The following is a 22,196-nucleotide window of genomic DNA, read 5'->3' on the forward strand; positions in this document are numbered from 1 at the left end:
GAGTAACATAATCAGCTAGGCGGTAGATATGAATTGGTTATTAAGGCGTTGGTGGAACTACAAACTGAAAGGCTCCCCTTATCAGGGGCTTTTTACCGCGCCTGACAACAAAGAGTATGTGTCTCTGGACTGTGAAACCACCAGCCTTGATCCTCACAGAGCCGAATTGGTTACCATTGCTGCGACCAAGATAATCAACAACCGGATTATCACCAGCGAGCCTTTTTACGTGCGTCTCAGGGCTCCGCAATCCCTTGACTCAGGTTCTGTTAGAATCCATAGAATCCGCCATCAGGATTTAATTGACGGCATGAGTGAGAAAGAGGCTATTTCAGCCTTGCTGGAGTTTATCGGCAACCGCCCTCTGGTTGGTTACCATATCCGTTATGACAAGACTATTCTGGATATCGCCTGCCAGAAACACCTTGGCTTTCCCCTGCCCAACCAGCTGATAGAAGTGAGCCATATCTATCACGAAAAGCTTGAGCGTCACCTGCCAAATGCCTACTTCGACCTCAGTCTGGATGCCATCTGCAAACACTTAGATCTTCCTGAGCAAGACAATAAGCACGATGCCCTGCAGGACGCTATCTCTGCAGCCCTTGTCTATGTGCGGCTCAGATATGGTGATCTGCCCGCTCTTACCTCGGCTTACCTGAGATAACGACGAAAATTCAGGTTCCGCATATATAACCGATTCATATATATCCTAAAGTCTAATTGAGAAAAGTACTCTTATAACCGACAGTTACATCAATAAAAAGCGACTATGCTTAAGTATTAACTCTAAGTATTACCGCTTAGATCTGAAATGGCTGAAGGGAGAAAACCGCGACATTTCAGACAGCCCTAACAATAAACTCAACGGAAGTTTGCTTAAATCACAAGGAGAGAAGCAATGAGTGTGTATCCGGTCAAAGAAAATATCAAAGCTCAGACCCACGTTGACAACGACACCTACCTGGCTATGTATCAGCAGTCTGTCAGCGATCCTGAAGGATTCTGGAGTGAACACGGCAAAATTGTCGATTGGATTAAGCCTTTTACTCAGGTCAAGAGCACCTCATTTGACACCGGTCATGTTGACATTAAGTGGTTTGAAGACGGCACTCTGAATGTCTCAGCTAACTGTATCGACCGTCACCTTGCCACTAAAGGTGATGAAGTTGCCATCATCTGGGAAGGGGACGATCCTAAAGATGACAAAACTCTGACCTTTAACGAACTGCACAAAGAAGTGTGTCGTTTCTCTAATGCCCTGAAAGAAGCTGGTGTTAACAAAGGTGATGTGGTTTGTCTCTATATGCCAATGGTTCCTGAAGCCGCCGTTGCCATGCTGGCCTGTACCCGTATTGGTGCCGTTCATACCGTTGTATTTGGCGGATTCTCCCCTGAAGCACTTTCAGGCCGTATTATCGACTCCGATGCCAAAGTGGTTATCACTGCCGATGAAGGTGTGCGTGGTGGCCGTGCTGTTCCACTGAAAAAGAACGTTGATGAAGCACTAACAAACCCTGAAGTAAAAACCATTGAAAAAGTTCTGGTTCTTAAACGTACCGGTGGTGATGTTGAATGGCATAGTCACAGAGATATCTGGTGGCATGAAGCCGTTGCTAATGTATCTGATAACTGCCCGCCGGAAGAGATGAAAGCGGAAGATCCCCTGTTTATCCTCTACACATCCGGTTCAACCGGTAAGCCGAAAGGTGTGCTGCACACCACTGGTGGTTATCTGGTTTACGCTACCATGACCTTTAAGTACGTATTTGACTACCATGATGATGACACTTTCTGGTGTACTGCCGATGTAGGCTGGATTACCGGCCACACCTATCTGGTTTACGGCCCTCTTTCCAACGGTGCCAAAACCATTCTGTTTGAAGGCGTGCCAAACTACCCCGACACCAGCCGTATGAGTGAAGTAGTCGACAAACATCAGGTTTCTATTCTTTATACTGCTCCGACGGCTATCCGTGCACTGATGGCCAAAGGTGATGAAGCCGTTCAGGGTACCAGCCGTGAAAGCCTGCGTATTATGGGCTCAGTAGGCGAACCTATTAACCCTGAGGCATGGGAGTGGTACTACAAAACTATAGGTAACGAAAAATCACCGATTGTTGATACATGGTGGCAGACTGAAACCGGCGGCATTCTGATCACTCCGCTTCCGGGTGCGACAGAGCTGAAACCGGGTTCAGCAACCCGTCCTTTCTTTGGTGTACAACCTGCTCTGGTCGACAATATGGGCAACATCGTTGACGGTGCGACTGAGGGTAACTTGGTGATTCTTGATTCATGGCCGGGCCAGATGCGTACCGTATATGGCGACCATGATCGTTTTGAGCAAACCTACTTCTCAACCTTTAAAGGCATGTACTTTACCGGTGACGGTGCCCGCCGTGACGAAGACGGCTACTACTGGATTACCGGCCGTGTGGATGATGTTCTTAACGTCTCAGGACACAGAATGGGTACAGCGGAAATTGAATCTGCACTGGTTGCCTTTGAGAAGATCGCTGAAGCAGCAATCGTAGGTGTGCCGCACGATATTAAAGGTCAGGCAATTTATGCCTACATCACCCTGAATGACGGAGAGTACCCGAGTGCCGAGTTACACAAAGAGGTGAAAGACTGGGTACGTAAAGAGATTGGCCCGATTGCCACACCAGATGTGCTGCACTGGACAGACTCTCTGCCGAAAACCCGTTCCGGTAAGATTATGCGTCGCATTCTGCGTAAGATTGCAACGGGTGATACCGGCAACCTTGGTGATACTTCTACCCTTGCCGATCCAAGTGTCGTTGATAAGTTGATCGCAGAAAAAGCCGAAATGTCTTAATCTCATCAAAGCTTTACTCTTTAAACCGCCTCCTTTTCGAGGCGGTTTTTTTGTTTCCGGCCAGTTGTTTGTTTTTGGATCAAACGCTCAAAAATCAGACTCTTATTATTAAAAGTGTTAACCCGCTTGCAAATAATGCTGCTACGGCAATGTGATTAGACCAGTAAATTGCTGCTATTTGCTGTGAATTAACTATAATCTTGGTCTAAAATGATGAGTGTTCAATTTTTTGCAAAAAATTTGCCCACTATCATCAGATAATCCGAGGCATTTTGACTTAAAACCACGTTAAAGGAAGATAACCTCAAGATGGCAGCAAAGTTTCGCATTCTACTTCTAAACGGACCAAACCTTAACCTGTTGGGTACACGTGAACCCGGACATTACGGTTCGCAGACACTGGAGCAGATTGTCTCCGGTTTAAAACAGCAGGCGGGCAACATGGATGTCGAACTGGATCATCTCCAGTCCAACCGTGAATATGAAATCATTGAAGCCATCCACAAAGCACAAGATGATATTGATTTTGTCATTATCAATCCGGCGGCATTTACTCACACCAGTGTGGCAATAAGAGACGCACTATTAGGAGTAGCCATTCCGTATATTGAGGTTCACCTGTCAAACGTGCATGCCCGCGAACCATTCCGCCACCACTCCTACCTTGCAGACAAAGCGGTCGGGGTGATTTGTGGTCTGGGCGCGCAAGGATACCAATTCGCATTGACTGCTGCTGTCGAACACCTGCGGTCAAAATAATAAAGAACTTATAACGTTTCACTCTGTCGTATAGAAGCCAGAAACGTTTAACAGATAAAAGAGAAAGATAAGATGGATATTCGTAAGATTAAAAAACTGATTGAACTGGTTGAAGAGTCAGGCATTGCTGAGCTGGAGATCTCTGAAGGTGAAGAGTCTGTACGCATCAACCGTCACGGTAGTGCACCAGTAGCCGCACCTGTTCAATATGCAGCGGCACCTGCTCCGGCAGCTGAAGCATCTGCGGCACCAGCAGCGGCTGAAGCACCAGCAGCACCTGCGGGTCACAAGGTTCTTTCTCCTATGGTTGGTACTTTCTACCGCTCTCCAAGCCCTGAAGCAAAAGCCTTCGTTGAAGTAGGCCAGTCTGTTTCAGCTGGCGATACTCTTTGTATCGTTGAAGCGATGAAGATGATGAACCAGATTGAAGCAGATAAATCCGGTGTTGTTACTGCTATTCTGGTAGATGACGGTGCTCCGGTAGAATTCGATCAACCACTTGTTGTTATCGAATAATAGAGGTTAGCCAACATGCTAGATAAATTAGTCATCGCGAACCGGGGTGAAATCGCACTTCGTATTCTTCGCGCATGTAAAGAACTGGGCATTAAAACTGTTGCAGTTCACTCGACAGCTGACCGTGATTTGAAACACGTACTGCTGGCGGATGAAGCTATCTGTATCGGTCCTGCCCGCGGTATCGACAGTTACCTGAATATCCCGCGTATTATCTCTGCGGCAGAAGTGACCGGTGCGATCGCTATTCACCCGGGTTACGGCTTCCTGTCTGAGAATGCTGACTTTGCCGAACAGGTAGAGCGCAGTGGCTTTATCTTTGTCGGTCCTAAAGCAGAAACCATCCGTATTATGGGTGACAAAGTGTCTGCTATCACGGCAATGAAGAAAGCAGGGGTTCCTTGTGTACCAGGTTCCGATGGTCCGCTAAACGACGACACTGAAACCAACAAAGCACACGCTAAACGTATCGGTTATCCGGTCATCATCAAAGCATCAGGTGGCGGTGGCGGCCGTGGTATGCGTGTTGTGCGTAGCGAAGGTGAACTGATCGAAGCTATCGCAATGACCCGTGCTGAAGCGAAAGCAGCCTTTAACAACGACATGGTGTACATGGAGAAATTCCTTGAAAACCCTCGTCACGTTGAAGTTCAGGTTATTGCTGATGGTCAGGGTGGTGCTATCCACCTTGGTGAGCGTGACTGTTCAATGCAGCGTCGTCACCAGAAAGTAGTTGAAGAAGCGCCTGCACCGGGAATTACCGAGCAGATGCGTAAGTACATCGGTGAACGTTGTACCCGTGCCTGTCTTGAAATCGGCTATCGCGGTGCCGGTACCTTTGAATTCCTGTATGAAAATGGTGAGTTCTACTTTATCGAGATGAACACCCGTATTCAGGTAGAGCATCCGGTAACAGAGATGGTAACAGGCGTGGACCTGATTAAAGAGCAGCTGCGTGTTGCCGCTGGTCAGCCACTTTCATTCACTCAGGACGATATTAAGATCCGCGGCCACGCCGTAGAGTGTCGTATCAACGCGGAAGATCCAGAGAGATTCCTGCCATGTCCGGGTACCATCAACCGCTTCCATGCGCCGGGTGGTATGGGTGTTCGCTGGGAATCACACATCTACACGGGTTATACAGTACCGCCACATTATGACTCCATGATTGGTAAGCTGATCACCTTTGGTGAGAACCGTGATGTTGCTATTGCCCGCATGAAAAACGCACTGGGTGAAATGATTGTAGAAGGTATTAAAACTAACGTACCTCTGCAGCAAGACATTATGAACGATGAAAACTTCCAGCACGGTGGTGCAAATATCCACTATCTTGAGAAGAAGCTGGGTCTGCAGTAAATTGTTCTGACTATCAGATACAAAAACGGCTTCAACTGAAGCCGTTTTTTATTGCTGACTTTAATATACTTAGCGGCTACACCCCTGTGGCATTGCCCCACAGATAAACATGTAACTGAGGCAGCACTTTTACGTCATACCAGCGTCGCCTGATCACTTCATCAACCAGATCGCGGATATTCTTCGCCAGAATCGCCTGATCCGGCTCCCCTTCCAGTTGTTCATTGCAAGGTTGCAGATAGAGAGGGATATCAGCATACCGGTCGCGGATGTCGTTCACCCATTGCAGATCTTCATCACCGGAAATAACAATCTTGATGCTCTTATCAATCTCTCCGGCACTAATCAGACAGTGCTCAAAGCGTTCACGGATAAACTTCATTTTGCTGGATGGCGGTTTCGGACTGAAAGTAATCTGATCCAACATAGAAAACCAAGGGGCTGCAACACTGCCTTGTGTTTCCATAGCAAAGCGATAGCCTTTTGCCTTACCCAGTTTAATCAGCTCACTCAAATCCTGAGTAGCAGGGTTGCCGCCAGATAAAGTAATTAACAGGGGCACACCACCACTCAGCTCTTCTACCCTACTTAAAACCTGCGCGGCACTCATCTCATACCAGTCACTACGGTACTTTTTATCTACCGCATGCAGGGTATCGCACCAGCTACAACGGAAATCGCATCCGGCGGTTCTGACAAACACCGTAGGCATGCCAATGCCAACCCCTTCCCCCTGAATGGTGGGGCCGAAAATTTCGGATATCAGAATCATGGGCGGTACTCAGCCCAGGTTTTTGGCGTTTCAGACACACTGACAGCACATACTTCCGGCCAGCGGTCAGAACACCATTGATAAAGGTGTTTAGCCAGACGTTCAGCCGTCGTATTGTCATCGCCAAGCACATCGTTCAGGTGACGGTGGTCAAGGTTGTCATCAATATAATTTTTAAAAGCAGACAGTTCGCGGTAATCACGCACAAAACCGGCCTGATTAAGGGTGTCTGAGGCCAGCTCTACCATCACTTCATAGTTATGACCGTGCAAACGGGTACATGGATGATCATCGGGTAGATTTCTCAACTGGTGAGAGGCGCAAAACTGAAAAGATTTTCGGATTCGGTACATAGATGCATTGTCCTGATTATAAATAACAATGCAGCACAAAAAGCTCTCTGCCGCAAAGCGGAGAAAGGCTTGTTTTTAACCTGGTGCTACGACAGGGCGCAATCGGCGCGCGGCACAGTCTATCACTTCAGTTACAGAGAGCAATGAAAACCGCCTTTACTGTGTGGATAAGCAGGCTGTTTTACCCGCAAATCAGCCATCTTTATCGGCTACAAACCTGTACAAATAGACAGTTAAATGCTTGAATATCTCACAACTCATATATGGAGCTTTGCCAGCTTATGCCACAACTATTATCTGCTATTCCAGTGATGTCATTGACCGGCGTCGGCGCCAAGGTAGCCGAAACTGGTTAAGGTAGGCATAAGCAGTGTTCAGGATCTGCTGTTTCACCTTCCGCTGCGTTATGAAGACAGAACCCGTATCTATCCGGTTGCTCAGTTGCACCACGGTTTGTGGGCTGCGGTACAGGGTAAAGTGATGAGTGTTGACACCATTTTCGGTCGCCGCAAAATGCTGACGGTAAAGATCAGTGACGGAAACGGTACGGTTACCCTGAGGTTCTTTAATTTCACTGCCGGTATGAAAAACCATTTTAGTCAGGATCGGCTGGTGCACGCCTACGGCGAAGTAAAACGTGGCAGCTACGGGCTGGAGATCGTGCATCCTGATTATAAGTTTGTTACCGGTTCCCGGCAGGAAGTCAGTGAACAGTCACTTACTCCCGTTTACCCGACCACGGATGGGTTACGACAAATCACTCTGCGTAACTTAACCGAACAGGCTCTGGAACTACTGACTCAGTCAGCTGTTGAAGAGCTGTTACCGGCAGGGCTTTATGATCGCCAGCTAACCCTTGAGCAAGCATTGCTGTTTATTCATCGCCCGCCACCGGATACCGATCTAACCGCGTTCGATGAGGGAGAAACTCCAGCACAGAAAAGGCTGATTATCGAAGAGCTGCTGGCGCAGAACTTATCTATGCTGGCTGTACGTAGTAAAGGGCAGCAAGATCATGCTCTGGCACTTCCATCAGCCAGTAACTACAAAAACCAGCTCCTGTCTCAATTGCCTTTCTCTCCGACCGGAGCACAATCGCGTGTTTGTCGCTGAAATTGAAGCGGATCTGCTTAAGCCTCACCCTATGATGAGACTGGTGCAGGGCGATGTCGGCTCAGGAAAAACTCTGGTTGCCGCACTGGCAGCACTACAGGCTATAGAACACGGCTATCAGGTCGCCCTGATGGCACCCACTGAACTATTGGCAGAACAACACAGTAAAAACTTTGCAGACTGGCTGGAACCAATGGGAATACCCGTCGGCTGGCTTGCCGGTAAACTAAAAGGGAAAGCCAAAGAAAAAGAGCTTGAGCGAATCGCCGGCGGTGAGGCAAAAATGGTAGGCACTCACGCCCTGTTTCAGGAGCATGTCTCTTTCCATAATCTGGCCTTAGTTATTATTGATGAACAGCATAGGTTTGGGGTTCATCAGAGGCTGAAGCTGCGGGAAAAAGGGGAAGCTCAGGGCGCATTCCCCCACCAGTTGATTATGACTGCCACACCGATCCCGAGAACCTTAGCCATGACGGCATATGCCGATCTGGAGACCTCTGTTATTGATGAACTGCCTCCGGGCAGAACGCCGATTCAGACCGTCGCCATTCCGGACACCAAGCGCGCAGATATTATCGAACGGGTTAAAAATGCCTGCCTTAATGAAGGCAAACAGGCTTACTGGGTCTGTACCCTTATTGATGAATCAGAGGTGCTGGAAGCTCAGGCCGCCGCAGACACAGCACTTGAACTACAGCAGCAGTTACCCGAACTGAAAATAGGACTGGTACACGGCCGGATGAAGCCTGATGAGAAACAGGCTGTCATGCAGCAATTTAAAAATAATGAACTTCATCTGCTGGTTGCCACTACCGTTATTGAAGTGGGCGTTGATGTTCCCAATGCCAGCCTGATGATTATTGAAAACCCGGAACGTCTCGGACTGGCACAATTACATCAGCTGAGAGGCCGTGTAGGGCGCGGACAAGTAGCCAGTCACTGCGTGCTTCTCTACCATTCACCTTTATCAAAAACCGCCCAGAAGCGTTTAGGCGTTCTCAGAGAGAGTAATGACGGATTTGTTATAGCACAGAAGGATCTGGAGATCCGTGGCCCCGGCGAGCTATTAGGCACCAAACAGACGGGGCTGGCGGACTTTAAAATAGCCGACCTGATCCGCGATCAGAAACTCATTCCGGAAGTTCAGAAAATAGCCCGCTATATTCATGAAAATCACCCACAAAATGCTCATGCCATCATTCAACGCTGGCTGGGCGACAGAGATGTGTTTGCCAAGGCTTAGGCATCATTCGCTTTGGTATACGGGATAGTGAGGCGGGCTTTAAGCCCGCCTTCCGCTCTGTTACAGACAGAAAAACTGCCTGAGTGCTGCTTCGCAACACGACAGACAATGGCCAGCCCTAACCCGGTTCCGCTGGTGGCTTCTTCTCCGCGCTGAAAAGGTTGCATCAGCCGCTCAACTTGAGACGCCTGGATTCCCGGACCGTTATCCTCAACACAAAACCAGATAGAGTCGCGCTTGCGGCTAATGCCAGTGGAGAGTTTTATCCATCCTTTACCGTAACGGAAGGCATTAGTAATTAAATTGGATAGTGCTCTGCGTATCGCAATAGGATCAACAAAAACAGCGACGATATGCTCATCTAAATCGGTTTCTATCTGGCCGGGCTCACTGCCCTGAAATAAACTAACTACATCTCTGATTAACGGATTGATACTCACACAGACGGGCAAGCTTTTATCAGCAGAACGAGCAAATTCCGTTAGCTGATTAATGATCAAGTGGCAATCTTCTGTGTCCTGCACAATGCCCTTAGCGAGCTGTCTTTCACTATCGGATAGCAGCTCGGCAGCAAGCCGGATTCTGGCTAATGGAGCACGTAGATCATGACAAACCTGCGCAATAACTATCTCTCTGTCTTTGCCCATTTAACTATACTTCACCCTTGCACAATATTGGCTGACCAATATCACGAGTCAGATTTTTTCACCATCTGGTACAAAAACATAACCTAGCCCCCACACAGTCTGGATATACCTTGGGCGGGTATGATCTATTTCAATCAGACGCCTTAATCTTGATACCTGAACATCAATGGATCGCTCAAGGGCAGAATACTCCCGCCCCCGCGCAACATGCATAAGCTTGTCTCTGGACATAGACTCTCGGGGATGTGTAACCAAAGCCTTTAATACTGCAAACTCACCCGAAGTAAGCGGGATTCTTTTTTCTCCCTTAAATATCTCTCTGGAACCCAGACTGAAACGAAAACCGCCGAACTCTATATATTTGTCTATCGGGCTTGGCGCTCCTGGTGGCTCAGCAACCTGACGGCGCAAAACCGTCTTAATCCGGGCATGAAGTTCCCGCGGGTTAAATGGTTTACAAAGATAATCATCCGCTCCTGCTTCCAGCCCTCTTATCCGCTCATCTTCACTTCCGAGCGCCGACAAAAAAATAATCGGAATATCGTTCCCACAGGCCCGGATACGCCGGCACGCGGATAAACCATCCTCTCCGGGCAAAATCAGATCCAAAATAACAAGATTGTACGACTCCCGTGTCATCATACGATCCATCTGTTCAGTGTTGACCACGCAGCGGATCTGAAACCCTTTATCTGCCAGATAACGCTCGAGCAATGAGCGTAACCGTGGATCATCATCAACAATCAGTAATCTCTGATAGTCTTGCATCCGCCCCTCCCAACTGCCGCCTGCTAACTGCAAAACACGGTACCCGAGTATCAAACCGGGCACGGAAAATTAATAGCAAGTTTTGTAAAAAATTGTTACACGACACTTTAAGTATCAGTTACACCACAAATGAACTGAAACTGAACAAACAGATCAGATATAGTTCAATCGCTTACCGATAAGATTTCACCTATCTACTATTAAAAAAACGCTGCTGCATGACATCACTGCCGTTACTTTTTCTGGGCGCTTTTCTTGATGCTCTTATTGGTCCCAACTTATTTGTTCCCGGCGAACCTTTTTTACTGGCAGCCGGTTATCAACTACATCAGGGAGTCTATCTGGCCGCTTTTGCGGTATTGCTGGGCAGCTTTGCCGGCGATCAGTTAAGTTACTTTATCGGTCTCAGATACGGCCAGAAACTGACAAAAGCTTTAGTTCGTCATCACCCCAGAGTCCGTCGCTCAGTAGCACGCTGCAGGCTTCTCATGTACCACAAAGGCAATTATGTTCTCACCTTCTCACGTCTGCTTGGCCCTGTTGCATGGTTTGTTCCTTGTATGGCCGGTATCAGTCAAATCAGTTGGGCACGCTTTACTTTCTACTCTGTTATCGGCCTTATTCTTGGGGTAGGACAGTTTCTGATCTGGGGGTATCTGCTCGCTTACGGCCTGAACAGCACTATTCTGTTAGAGAGCGCAAAACTGTTTATCGCAGAACATAAAACGACTGTGTTGATTCTGACTTTTGCCGGCATATTGCTGTTTTTCCGTTTACTAACCAGAAAACCGCATTGCAGAAGCTAAGGCGGACAAGCCAGGTAAGACAAAACAGTTAACCTTTAATCTGTTTTTCGTTACTGTAACGGTTCCGGACATATCAGAAACAAGCTATGAAAACGAACCTGATTACCCGTGAGGGGTACAACAAACTAAAGAACGAACTGGATTTTCTCTGGCGCGAAGAGCGTCCGGAAGTGACCAAGAAGGTTACCTGGGCAGCCAGCCTCGGCGACAGAAGTGAAAATGCCGACTACCAGTACAATAAAAAACGCCTCAGGGAGATAGACCGCAGGGTTCGCTACCTGAGAAAACGTCTTGAACAGGTTAAAGTTGTTGACTACTCACCTCAGCAGGAAGGTAAAGTTTTCTTTGGTGCCAGCGTCGAAGTTGAAAATGAAGCCGGAGAGAGCCTTAAGTTTAAGATTGTCGGCCCTGACGAGATCTATGGCGATGCCAAGGGCTATATCTCCATTGACTCTCCTATGGCACGCGCACTACTGAAAAAAGAAGTGGATGACGAAGTAGAGGTGAGAACGCCGGAAGGCATCAAAACCTGGTTTGTTAACAGCATCGACTACCTTTAAACACTGACTTCAGCGAAAATTCTGCTACACTCCCTGCCAATTTCAATCGACAAATTGGTGTTTTCCCATGCCTTGGATTCAGATAAAACTAAACGCTACCAGTGAAAACGCGTTACCTATCAGTGATATGCTGATGGAAGAGACAGGTGCTCTGTCGGTCACTTTTTTGGATGCCAAAGATAACCCTATCTTTGAACCTATGCCGGGAGAGACCCGTTTATGGGGTGAAACAGACATTGTTGCCCTATACGATGCAGAAGCCGATACCACTCTAATCATTGAGCAGATCAAAGCCTCAGGCATGTTTGAATCCGGTTTCGCCTATAAAGTCGAGCAGTTGGAAGACAAAGACTGGGAGCGGGAGTGGATGGATAACTTCCACCCGATGAAGTTTGGTGAGCGCCTGTGGATCTGCCCAAGCTGGAAAGAAGTTCCCGAGCCTGACGCCATCAACGTAATGCTGGATCCCGGCCTTGCTTTCGGTACCGGTACTCACCCGACAACCTCACTCTGCCTTGAATGGCTGGAAAGCATTGACCTGAAAGGCAAGACCGTTATCGATTTTGGTTGTGGCTCAGGCATTCTGGCCATTGCCGCCATTAAACTGGGTGCTGAAAAAGTTATCGGTATCGATATTGATCCTCAGGCCATTGTGGCCTCAAAAGATAATGCTGAGCGTAATGGCGTTGCAGATCAACTGGAGCTCTTCCTTCCTCAGGATCAGCCAGAGGGGCTGATTGCTGATGTTGTCGTGGCCAATATACTTGCAGCCCCACTGCGTGAGCTTTCTCCAGTGATTAAAAGTCTGGTTAAAAGCGAAGGTTTAATTGCTATGTCCGGCGTACTGGATACACAGGCAGAAGACGTTGCCAACTACTACAGAGATGAGTTTGCCATTGAGCCGATTGCAGAAATGCAGGAGTGGTGCCGTATCTCAGGTAAAAAAAATTAGCCACATCTGTGATTAATTGATTGAATTTTGGGCAATTTACAAAACAAAAAGGTAAATGCTCAAAATTTAGTCTTTTCACGCATCAAAAAAATGCGTAAAATGCGCGCCCTTGCTGGTACAGAACTGTGAAGACGTTTTGAAAATCGGAAATCACCAACTTAAGAACAATCTGATTGTTGCTCCTATGGCAGGTGTAACCGACAGACCTTTTCGAGAGTTATGCCTTCGTTACGGCGCGGGAATGGCAGTCAGCGAAATGATGTCATCCAATCCGCGTTTATGGAAAACGTCTAAATCCCAACAGCGCATGGTACATGAAGGCGAATCGGGCATTCGCAGTGTACAAATTGCCGGGGCAGATCCTCAGCAAATGGCAGAAGCAGCTCAGTTTAGTGTTGAAAACGGTGCTCAGATTATCGATATCAACATGGGTTGCCCTGCAAAAAAAGTGAACAAGAAGCTTGCGGGCTCGGCGCTTTTACAACACCCGGAAATGATCAAGAAGATCCTTCAGGCAGTAGTAAATGCGGTAGATGTGCCAGTCACACTAAAAACCCGTACAGGCTGGGACACAGAAAATAAAAACTGTGTAGAGATCGCTAAAATGGCCGAAGACTGCGGCATACAGGCGTTGGCACTACACGGAAGAACACGCGCCTGCATGTATAAAGGCGAGGCAGAATACAACAGCATCAGAGCGGTTAAACAGGCTATCTCAATACCCGTTATTGCCAATGGCGATATCGACAGTGCGGAGAAAGCCAGATATGTACTGGATTATACCGGTGCAGACGCTTTGATGATTGGCCGGCCTGCCCAGGGCCGACCTTGGATTTTTCAGGAAATCCAACATTTTTTGGAAAACGGCACCACACTGCCAGAGCTTCCTCCTGAGGAGGTAAAGGCAATACTACTTGGTCATGTTCAGGAGCTTCATCAGTTTTATGGTGAATATCTTGGCCCCCGCATTGCCCGAAAGCATGTGGGTTGGTATCTGAAAGAACATGAACAGGCAGGTGAGTTTCGCCGTACCTTCAATGCTATTGAGGCTGCTAACCAGCAACTCGATGCGTTAGAAGGTTACTTTGTAAAATTTGCATCATAAATACGAGAAGAGCTAGACATAATATGTTCGAACAAAATTTGACTTCCGAACCACTAACAGTAACGACTGTAACTTCACAAGATCAAATCACTCAGAAGCCACTACGTGACTCTGTAAAAGCATCTTTGAAAAACTACCTTGCTCAATTAAATGGTCAGGATGTCAACGACCTGTACGAATTAGTATTGGCAGAAGTTGAACAGCCTCTACTGGACACTATCATGCAGTACACTCGCGGTAACCAGACTCGCGCTGCAAACATGATGGGCATTAACCGTGGCACTCTTCGTAAGAAGCTGAAAAAATACGGCATGAACTAATTAATATTAGTTAATTGATTGATTTTAAAAGCCTGACTGGATTTTCCTCTCGGGCTTTTTTACAATTTATCAGTTAGAAACATCCCTTGCTTATCTCACTTTCTGCTAAAGCCCCTATAGCCAAAGTCTACTGTCCGTTCAGGCTTATCTGACAACAAAGCCAACAAACACACTGTCTACTTTTTCGGCTCTTTCCATCAAGCTGTCTTTGTTAATAACCTCATAGTTTTAAGGTTTTTTTGAATCAACAAGTTGCAATAAAGTTAGATTTTTGTATCATGCCTTATCAATATTACGAATGATAACAATTCGCAATGACATTAAAATAAAAACATCACGCTCAACAAGGATACTTCAGATGAATGCAAAAAAAGTCGCGCTGCACTCCGTAGCTGCTTCACTTCTTATTGCCAGTGGTAGCACCATGGCTGCACAAGTAACAAAACAACAAGTGGTTGAACACTATGCCGATGTTGCTCACGCCGTTTTCGCCGACTCTCTGACCACAGCTAAAACGTTAGAGACGAAGATTGATCAGTTTCTGGCTGCTCCTTCAGAAAAGAAACTTGAACAAGTAAAACAAGCCTGGCTTGACTCTCGTGTACCGTACCAACAGTCTGAAGTATTCCGTTTCGGTAACACCATTGTTGATGACTGGGAAGGACAACTAAACGCATGGCCACTAGATGAAGGCCTGATTGACTACGTAGCCAAAGATTATCAACACGAACTAGGTAACGAAGGTGCAACTGCGAATATCGTTGCTAACACAAGCCTGACTATCGGTGCTTCAAAACTAGACGTAGCAAAAATCACTCCTGAGCTGATTGCTGATCTGAACGAAGTTGGCGGTTCAGAAGCGAACGTAGCATCAGGTTACCACGCTATTGAGTTCCTTCTTTGGGGACAAGATCTGAACGGTACTAACGCTGGTGCAGGACAACGTGCCTACACTGACTTTGTAGTAGGTTCTGCATGTACAAATGGTAACTGTGAACGTCGTGGTGAGTACCTGCGTGCCGCTGCTGATCTTCTGGTTGAAGATCTGGCGTGGATGGAAAAGCAGTGGTCTGCTGATGTGAAAGGCAACTACCGTGAAGAGCTGCTTTCTGACTCTGCTGACAACGGTCTGCGTAAAATGCTGTTCGGTATGGGCTCTCTGTCACTGGGCGAACTTGCCGGTGAGCGCATGAAGGTTGCTCTGGAAGCAAACTCAACTGAAGATGAGCACGACTGCTTCTCTGACAACACTCATAACTCTCACTACTACAACGAACAAGGCATCTACAACGTCTACACCGGCTTGTATAAGCGTGCAGACGGCACACTGCTTTCAGGAAAGAGCCTTGCTGATCTGGTTGCCCAGAAAGACCAGAAAGCTGCTAAAGAGATCCAGAAGCAGTTTGATATGACCCGTAGTCAGGTTGGCCAGTTGGTTACTTCTGCTGAGAAAAACAATGTTTACTTTGATCAGCTAATTGCTAACGGTAACGTACAGGGCAACAAGCTAGTAAACACGACAATTAAGGCACTGGTAGACCAGACAGCAGCCATTGAACGTGCAGCAGGTATTGTTGGTATCAGCAGCCTGAACCCTGATACCGCTGACCACGAGTTTTAATTGGCTACTCCTATAATATAAATTTTAGGGCTCTTAAAGAGCCCTTTTGCCATTTAAGCTCCTTCACTTGTCGTATTTTTTAGAGCAATGCTATGAAGTCATATTTTATTCCCTTAATCGCAACTATTTTCTCTGTTTCAACTCACGCTTACGGGGTTAAATCCGGCGGCAATACCAGTGTTAAGAAAAACGGTGCTAATGCCTATTCCCTGCCGGCAGCCAACCTTCCCCTGAGCAAACGCCTCGATTTTAGTGTTGGTAACAGCTTCTTTAAAAACCCGTGGGTTCAGGCTCCCGCCTCAACAGACGCACGGGACGGACTTGGTCCGCTATTTAACACTAACGGCTGTCAGAACTGTCATATTAAAGACGGCCGCGGCCACCCACCAGAACAGGGCGATATTCACGCTGTATCAATGCTGGTACGACTTAGCATTCCGGCAATGACAGCAGAGCAGAAAAAAGCCTATATCCTCGACGGAGCAATACCTGAACCGACCTATGGCGGCCAACTACAAGATTTCGCCCTTCAGGATCAGACACCAGAAGGGAAAATTAACATCAGCTATAGCGATGTTAAGGTTCAGTTTACAGACGGAAGCGAAGTTACCCTCAGAAAACCACACCTAAAAATTACCGATTTAGGCTACGGTGAAATGCATCCGGATACTCAGTTTTCTGCCCGTGTTGCACCGCCAATGATAGGGCTCGGCTTACTGGAAAGTATTGCTGATGAGACTCTTCAGGCCTGGGCTGACGAACAAGACACAAACAAAGATGGCATCTCAGGCAAGCTAAACAAGGTCTGGGATGTCGAAAAGAAAGATTTTTCCATCGGCCGCTTTGGCTGGAAAGCCGGTCAGCCGACACTGATGCAGCAAAATGCCGCCGCATTTAATGGTGATGTCGGTTTAACAAGTCACCTGTTCCCTAATGAAAACTGCACGGTAAATCAGTCTATCTGTAGTGATCTGCCCAATGGCGGCTCACCGGAAGTCAGTGAAAATATTCTCGACTTTGTAGAGTTCTACAGCCAGCATCTGGCGGTGCCAATCCGCCGCAACAGTAAAGATGAACAGGTTAAACTCGGGCAGCAGCTGTTCGCCTCTTCAGGCTGTGAAAGCTGCCATAAAACCAATGTGAAAACGGCTAAACGTTCAGAATTACCGGCCTTATCAGAGCAGACCATTCACCCCTATACCGACCTGTTGCTGCACGATATGGGAGAAGGTCTGGCTGACAACCGTCCTGAGTATCTGGCAAACGGCCGGGAGTGGCGTACTGCTCCACTATGGGGTATTGGTTATACAAAAGAAGTTAATGGTCACACCTATTTCCTTCATGACGGCAGAGCGCGCAACCTGATGGAAGCCGTGCTCTGGCATGGCGGTGAAGCTGAGACAGCCAAACAAAAAGTATTAACGCTTAATCAAAAAGAACGTGATGCGCTCATTGCTTTCTTAAACTCACTATAAGGGGGCTGTAATGAATAAAACTCTTCTGGCCGGGCTGACACTTACTATAGGCATAGCAGGATGTCAGTCTAACTCAACCCCTGAGAAGGTTCAGGCGGAACAAACCAACTCTGTCTCTCAGCCGGTGTATGAGATTGAACATCATTATGCTCAGCAGTTTCTCGGGCAGACCGCAATGTTGGAGAGCGCTCTGCAACAGTTCTGTGCAGAGACGACAGATAAAAAGGCCGTAAAACAGCAGTGGCATCAGACCATGCAAGCCTGGATGAAGCTGCAGGGGCAGGAGCGCGGGCCTGAAGCTGCACTGGAACAGAGCTGGAATATTCAGTTCTGGCCGGACAAAAAGAATACCACCGGCAGAAAAATGGCTGCACTTACCAATAGTGACAAACAGTGGACTCAACAACAGATAGCAACACAGAGCGTTACTGTTCAGGGGCTTGGTGCACTGGAGTGGCTGCTTTACGACAGTAAATCTCCCCTAAAGAGAGGAGAGGAAAGCTGCTCAACAGCAACGGCCATTGCCGGCAATCTGCATAATAACGCCAAGATCATTGCTTCAGCATGGTCAGAGAACCCGTGGAAAGCTCTGAGCGATAAAGAGTGGACTTCCGAGTATCTGTCGCTTCTTTCCAACCAGCTTGAATACAGTATGAAGAAGCTGAGCCGGCCTCTGGCTAAGATTGGTCAGCCACGGCCTTACTTTGCTGAATCGTGGCGCTCAGAAAGCTCATATGCCAACCTGAAATCTAACCTACAGGGGATGCAGGCACTCTATTTTGCTGACGGAAAAGGGCTTGATGCCCGGCTTCGCAGTATAGATAAAGCCGAACTTGCAGACCGGATAGCAAACCAGTTCAGCACTGCACTGGAGACATGGCCGGAAGAGCAAAGCTTGTTTGCCTCACTCAAAGGGAAGGAAGGCTACCGCAACGCATTAGCGCAGTACAATAAGCTGGAGTACCTCAAACACCTGATACACGAAGAAGTGGCCATTGAGCTTGGTGTAGTAATAGGATTTAACGCAACTGATGGTGACTGATAATAACCGCAGGAGACTGCTTAAAGCAGCGCTTTTTGGCGCTGCTGCTCCCGTACTGCCGTTTGGCTGTGCTGCTGTAGCTGATGAGAAAAAACCAGCCTTGATTGGCTGTGCTATTAATGGCCGTGATAAATTCTCTGCCGTAGTGGCAGATGAACACGGCTTACCCATTGCTACACTGCCCATTCCGGATCGCGGTCATGGCGTTGCTACTAATCCTCAGGGACATGCAGCGGTTATCGCGCGGCGGCCGGGTACCTTCTTTATGGTGTTTGATTACAATACTCAACAGATAATCAAACTACAGCCTGCCGCTGCAAACCGTCACTTCTATGGTCACGCTGTCTACTCTCAGGATGGCAACTATCTGTTTACCACTGAAGGGGAAGAAGGCACCAGTCGCGGAATTATAGGGGTTTATGACGTCGCCAATCAGTACCGTAAAGTCAATGAGCTGAGCGGATTTGGTATCGGCCCCCATGAAGTGATTATGATGCCCGATAACACCTTGGTTGTCGGAGTCGGCGGTGTACATACCAATGGTCGTCAGCCTCTGAATCTGGATAGCATGCAACCCAGCCTGAGTTATCTTTCCATCAATGGGGAGCTGCTTGATCAGGTCTCTCTTTCAGACCATAAACTCAGTATCCGCCATCTGGCTCACGACGGCTCAGAGACTGTACTTTGTGGTCAGCAGTATCGCGGAGAACCGGATGAATATCCGTCCCTTCTTGCTATGCATACCCGCGGAAGTGAAATGAAGCAACTTAAAGCTGAACCTGAGCAGTGGGCGCGTTTTAATCACTATATTGCCAGCATTGCCGCAACAGATGAGTGGATTCTGGCCACCTCGCCTCCTGGTAACTGCTATGGCATATGGTCAAAGGAAAGCGGTGAACTGGTTGAGCTTAACGCACTTCCTGACGCCTCTGGCGTGGTGGTTTATGATGACGAGTTCCGTATCAGCTCAGGGGCAGGAAAAGTTGTTAAGCAGATTGCGGGAAGATCAAAGCAAAGTTTTTCCAGCACCATTCAGTGGGATAATCACTGGTCGAAAATAATTTAAAAATAAATAACCCCGTTTCTCGACTTAGCCGTTTATAGAGATAACCCAATTGAAAAGGATAAGGTTATCTCTATGACGACAACTAAAAACGCCATCACCTGCGCCATTATTCTCGCCCTGCTTTCTGCCTGTTCAAAACAGGAGAGCCAGCCGCCACAACAAACAGGAAAAACCAAACAACCGGCGAATGTGCAACAACCTGCCAGCGGCATCCAAAACGCGGTGAAAGAGAGAGTCACAATGGAGGCGGATGCCTTGGTGCAACATGCTGCTGTACAGTACAAGCGATCTGCTCAGTTTCACTCGCTACCTGTAACAGATGGATACTATCAGGCAGAAAACCGGGATAACTATCTTCCCTCGCAAAGCAACGGCGTGGTTCAGGTAAAAAACGCTCCCCTGTCTACCTTTTCCATTGATGTGGACACAGGAAGCTATAGCAACAGCCGTAGCTATCTCAATATGGGTAAGCTTCCGCCTGCCGATGCCATCAGGGAAGAAGCCTTTATTAACTACTTTGACTACCAATATCAGGTTCCTGAAAGTAAGGCACAGCCTTTCTCCCTCAACAGTGAAATTTCAGCAGCTCCGTGGAATAGCCAGCGCCACCTGCTACGTATTGCCATGAAGGGTTATGATATTCCGGCCTCGCAGCGTAAACCCTCTAATCTGGTTTTTCTGGTGGATGTATCCGGCTCTATGAATGAAGCCAATAAACTGCCTCTGTTGGTAAGAAGCCTCTCCCTGCTTACCGCTAACCTGACGGAACAAGACAGTGTCAGTCTGGTCACTTATGCAGGAAACTCATCTGTGGTTCTGAAACCCACCAAAGGCGATCAGCAGCAGGCTATCCTCAATGCGCTTAAGAGCCTGACATCCGGTGGTGGTACTTATGGTGAAAGTGGTATCAGACTCGCCTACCAGCAAGCAAAATCTGCCTATATCGAAGACGGGGTAAACCGTATTATTCTGGCAACCGATGGCGACTTTAATGTCGGCACCACCAACATTGATGCCTTAAAGCAGCTGGTAGAAAAAGAGAAGCGTAACGGTATTTCTCTCACGACCCTAGGCTTTGGCAGAGGAAACTATAATGATGCCATGATGGAGCAACTGGCGAACATCGGCGACGGCAATCACGCCTATATTGATACCCTTCACGAAGCCAAAAAAGTACTTTCCAGACAAATGAGTGGCACTTTGCAGAGTATTGCTTCAGACGTAAAAGTTCAGATTGAGTTTAACCCTGATGCAGTAAAAGAGTACCGGTTGATTGGCTACCAGAACCGCCAGCTAAAAGATGAAGATTTTAATAACGATGCCGTGGATGCCGGAGAAATTGGCGCAGGACATACGGTCACCGCACTGTATGAACTGACGCTGACTGGAAACACGGGGCAAGTTGATAACCTTAAGTATCAGCAGAATGCAGTGCTAACTCACAGTTACCCTGAAGAGCTGGCTGAAATCAAAGTCCGCTATAAACTTCCCGGAGAGAAGAACAGCCAACGTACCTCTGTAACGGTAAAAAGAGAGCAGCTTAAATCTAATTTCAGCAACACCAGTTCAGACTTTCAGTTTGCCTCAGCAGTCGCTGCCTTTGCGCAGAAGCTCAAAGACAATAAGCATATGGATGGATTATCCTACCGGCAGATAGCGGATATTGCCCGCAGTAACAGAGGAAATGACCCGTATAATTATCGTGGTGAATTTATCACTCTGGTGGAGATAGCAGAGAGCCTTTAATGGAAAAACTGAGCGATGAACAGTTAATGGAAGCCTTTGGCAAAGGTGATCAAAACGCCTTTGCCCTACTCTATTCCCGTCACAAAGATGCCCTGTATCGTTATTTTCTTCGGCAGGGCAACAACACCAGCCCTGCAAGGGCGGAAGAGATGTATCAGGAAGTCTGGTTTAAAGTGATTGATCAGGCTAAGCGTTACAAGCCAGAGGCGAAATTTACCACCTGGCTGTATCGCATAGCCCATAATTTGCTTATTGATGAGTATCGTAAACAGATGTCCGAAAGCAGCTTTCAGCAGCAGACAGAAGAGCCGGAAATCCTGCACAGTGATTCCGGTGAGCAGGAGTCACAGGCCTTAAGCTATTGTCTGTCTAAATTGCCACTGCATCAGAAAGAAGCCTTTATGTTGCGCCATAACTCTGATTTCAGTCCCGTACAAATAAGCGACATAGTCGGCGCCAAACCAGAAGCCGTAAAAACCCGGCTAAGGTACGCCATGCAACAGTTGCGTGACTGCCTGACAAGGAAACTCGGAGCAGAAATATGAAAAAGCCTATTGATGATCAAAAGCTGCTTGAGCTTTTCCGTAAGGAAGTAAATGAGTCACCTTCTGAAGAACTGGATAAGAAAATCCTTAGCTATGCAGCATCACAAAGCAAACAAACAGACCGTTATAGATGGTGGCCTTATTTAGGTCTGGCTGCCTCTCTCTGTTTTATTGCGCTACTCTCTCCCTGGCAATGGCAAGAGGCAGGTATTGAGCCCCTGTCAGATTCGGTTGAACTGATGCAGCAGGATATGGCTTCTCCTCAGCCTAAAGCTCTGATGAAAAAGTCACGTGAAGCGCTGACAGAAAATGAGCAGCTTTCCAGCCCGGCAATGCCACAGTTCGAATACAAAGCCATTCCGGCGGCTGAGTCTGTAACTCCGCAAGCTATAGTACCAAACAGCAATGCTCAGGAAGAAGAACGATGGCAAGAGGTTTATAAACTTCTGGATAGCGGCGAGACTGAGAAGGCAAAAGCCTTGTTAGATAAGATACTTTCTGAACAACCGGAACTAAAGACTAAGCTCCCGCAGAGGTTAATAGAACTTCAGCAGAAGTAGCCATTTGAACAACTTAGCCTTGTCTGATT

21 protein-coding genes and 1 pseudogene are annotated in these 22,196 nt (G+C 47.5%); 18 read left to right on the plus strand and 4 right to left on the minus strand.

The features are described from left to right. Nucleotides 1-28: 28 nt before the first annotated feature. The 5 genes from PK654_RS14635 to accC all read left to right on the plus strand — a co-directional run bounded on the left by PK654_RS14635 (nt 29) and on the right by accC (nt 5,473). Nucleotides 29-664: a 3'-5' exonuclease gene (locus PK654_RS14635; protein ID WP_271696686.1), complete on the plus strand. Its 636-nt coding sequence runs from the start codon at nt 29-31 to the stop codon at nt 662-664. Nucleotides 665-898: 234 nt separating this feature from the next. Next, entirely contained in the window at nt 899-2,839 is a 1,941-nt protein-coding gene (acs, locus tag PK654_RS14640) for an acetate--CoA ligase (RefSeq protein WP_271696687.1), read from the plus strand. A gap of 309 nt (nt 2,840-3,148) precedes the next feature. Beyond that, complete coding sequence (aroQ, locus tag PK654_RS14645) at nt 3,149-3,598, plus strand: type II 3-dehydroquinate dehydratase (protein ID WP_271696688.1); 450 nt, start codon at nt 3,149-3,151, stop codon at nt 3,596-3,598. A 72-nt stretch (nt 3,599-3,670) separates the two neighbouring features. Beyond that, on the plus strand, nt 3,671-4,114 hold the full coding sequence (gene accB / locus PK654_RS14650) for an acetyl-CoA carboxylase biotin carboxyl carrier protein (RefSeq protein WP_271696689.1): 444 nt from the start codon (nt 3,671-3,673) through the stop codon (nt 4,112-4,114). 15 nt (nt 4,115-4,129) lie between these two features. After that, nucleotides 4,130-5,473: an acetyl-CoA carboxylase biotin carboxylase subunit gene (gene accC, locus PK654_RS14655; RefSeq protein ID WP_271696690.1), complete on the plus strand. Its 1,344-nt coding sequence runs from the start codon at nt 4,130-4,132 to the stop codon at nt 5,471-5,473. Nucleotides 5,474-5,549: 76 nt separating this feature from the next. Here accC and queE read toward each other — a convergent pair whose 3' ends face one another. Then, nucleotides 5,550-6,245 carry a 7-carboxy-7-deazaguanine synthase QueE gene (gene queE / locus PK654_RS14660; protein ID WP_271696691.1) on the minus strand — a complete coding sequence of 232 codons (696 nt, stop codon included), beginning with the start codon at nt 6,243-6,245 and terminating at the stop codon, nt 5,550-5,552. Continuing rightward, entirely contained in the window at nt 6,242-6,598 is a 357-nt protein-coding gene (gene queD / locus PK654_RS14665) for a 6-carboxytetrahydropterin synthase QueD (RefSeq protein ID WP_271696692.1), read from the minus strand. Before queD ends, queE begins: the two co-directional genes overlap by 4 nt. A gap of 281 nt (nt 6,599-6,879) precedes the next feature. Between queD and recG the strand changes: the two are divergent. After that, a pseudogene (recG, locus tag PK654_RS14670) lies at nt 6,880-8,954 on the plus strand (ATP-dependent DNA helicase RecG). Here recG and PK654_RS14675 read toward each other — a convergent pair. Both PK654_RS14675 and ompR read right to left on the minus strand, forming a co-directional pair. Then, on the minus strand, nt 8,951-9,601 hold the full coding sequence (locus tag PK654_RS14675; protein WP_271696693.1) for an ATP-binding protein: 651 nt from the start codon (nt 9,599-9,601) through the stop codon (nt 8,951-8,953). The pseudogene recG and the gene PK654_RS14675 sit on opposite strands and share 4 nt — an antisense overlap. Before the next feature lie 48 nt (nt 9,602-9,649). After that, nucleotides 9,650-10,369, minus strand: coding sequence for an osmolarity response regulator transcription factor OmpR (gene ompR, locus PK654_RS14680; RefSeq protein ID WP_271696694.1), 720 nt, complete (start codon nt 10,367-10,369; stop codon nt 9,650-9,652). A gap of 218 nt (nt 10,370-10,587) precedes the next feature. Between ompR and PK654_RS14685 the strand changes: the two genes are divergently transcribed. The 12 genes from PK654_RS14685 to PK654_RS14740 all read left to right on the plus strand — a co-directional run bounded on the left by PK654_RS14685 (nt 10,588) and on the right by PK654_RS14740 (nt 22,167). After that, nucleotides 10,588-11,175, plus strand: a complete 588-nt coding sequence (locus PK654_RS14685) for a DedA family protein (RefSeq protein WP_443088712.1) — start codon at nt 10,588-10,590, stop codon at nt 11,173-11,175. An 86-nt stretch (nt 11,176-11,261) separates the two neighbouring features. After that, on the plus strand, nt 11,262-11,735 hold the full coding sequence (greB, locus tag PK654_RS14690; protein ID WP_271696695.1) for a transcription elongation factor GreB: 474 nt from the start codon (nt 11,262-11,264) through the stop codon (nt 11,733-11,735). 67 nt (nt 11,736-11,802) lie between these two features. Further along, nucleotides 11,803-12,687 carry a 50S ribosomal protein L11 methyltransferase gene (gene prmA, locus PK654_RS14695; protein ID WP_271696696.1) on the plus strand — a complete coding sequence of 295 codons (885 nt, stop codon included), beginning with the start codon at nt 11,803-11,805 and terminating at the stop codon, nt 12,685-12,687. 136 nt (nt 12,688-12,823) lie between these two features. Next, entirely contained in the window at nt 12,824-13,792 is a 969-nt protein-coding gene (gene dusB, locus PK654_RS14700) for a tRNA dihydrouridine synthase DusB (RefSeq protein WP_271696697.1), read from the plus strand. Nucleotides 13,793-13,815: 23 nt separating this feature from the next. Next, nucleotides 13,816-14,112, plus strand: coding sequence for a DNA-binding transcriptional regulator Fis (gene fis, locus PK654_RS14705; protein ID WP_271696698.1), 297 nt, complete (start codon nt 13,816-13,818; stop codon nt 14,110-14,112). Nucleotides 14,113-14,470: 358 nt separating this feature from the next. Beyond that, on the plus strand, nt 14,471-15,733 hold the full coding sequence (locus PK654_RS14710) for an imelysin family protein (protein WP_271696699.1): 1,263 nt from the start codon (nt 14,471-14,473) through the stop codon (nt 15,731-15,733). A gap of 92 nt (nt 15,734-15,825) precedes the next feature. Beyond that, on the plus strand, nt 15,826-17,208 hold the full coding sequence (locus PK654_RS14715) for a di-heme oxidoreductase family protein (protein WP_271696700.1): 1,383 nt from the start codon (nt 15,826-15,828) through the stop codon (nt 17,206-17,208). A 10-nt stretch (nt 17,209-17,218) separates the two neighbouring features. Then, entirely contained in the window at nt 17,219-18,250 is a 1,032-nt protein-coding gene (locus PK654_RS14720; protein ID WP_271696701.1) for an imelysin family protein, read from the plus strand. Continuing rightward, nucleotides 18,240-19,316 (plus strand): DUF1513 domain-containing protein, encoded by a 1,077-nt coding sequence (locus tag PK654_RS14725; RefSeq protein WP_271696702.1) that lies wholly within the window; start codon nt 18,240-18,242, stop codon nt 19,314-19,316. Before PK654_RS14720 ends, PK654_RS14725 begins: the two co-directional genes overlap by 11 nt. 72 nt (nt 19,317-19,388) lie before the next feature. Continuing rightward, nucleotides 19,389-21,062 carry a vWA domain-containing protein gene (locus PK654_RS14730; protein WP_271696703.1) on the plus strand — a complete coding sequence of 558 codons (1,674 nt, stop codon included), beginning with the start codon at nt 19,389-19,391 and terminating at the stop codon, nt 21,060-21,062. Next, nucleotides 21,062-21,607 carry a sigma-70 family RNA polymerase sigma factor gene (locus PK654_RS14735; protein WP_271696704.1) on the plus strand — a complete coding sequence of 182 codons (546 nt, stop codon included), beginning with the start codon at nt 21,062-21,064 and terminating at the stop codon, nt 21,605-21,607. The genes PK654_RS14730 and PK654_RS14735 overlap by 1 nt, the downstream gene beginning before the upstream one ends. Further along, nucleotides 21,604-22,167: a hypothetical protein gene (locus PK654_RS14740; protein WP_271696705.1), complete on the plus strand. Its 564-nt coding sequence runs from the start codon at nt 21,604-21,606 to the stop codon at nt 22,165-22,167. The genes PK654_RS14735 and PK654_RS14740 overlap by 4 nt, the downstream gene beginning before the upstream one ends. Nucleotides 22,168-22,196 lie beyond the last annotated feature (29 nt).

Source organism: Vibrio sp. SCSIO 43137 (assembly GCF_028201475.1).
Classification (GTDB): domain Bacteria; phylum Pseudomonadota; class Gammaproteobacteria; order Enterobacterales; family Vibrionaceae; genus Vibrio.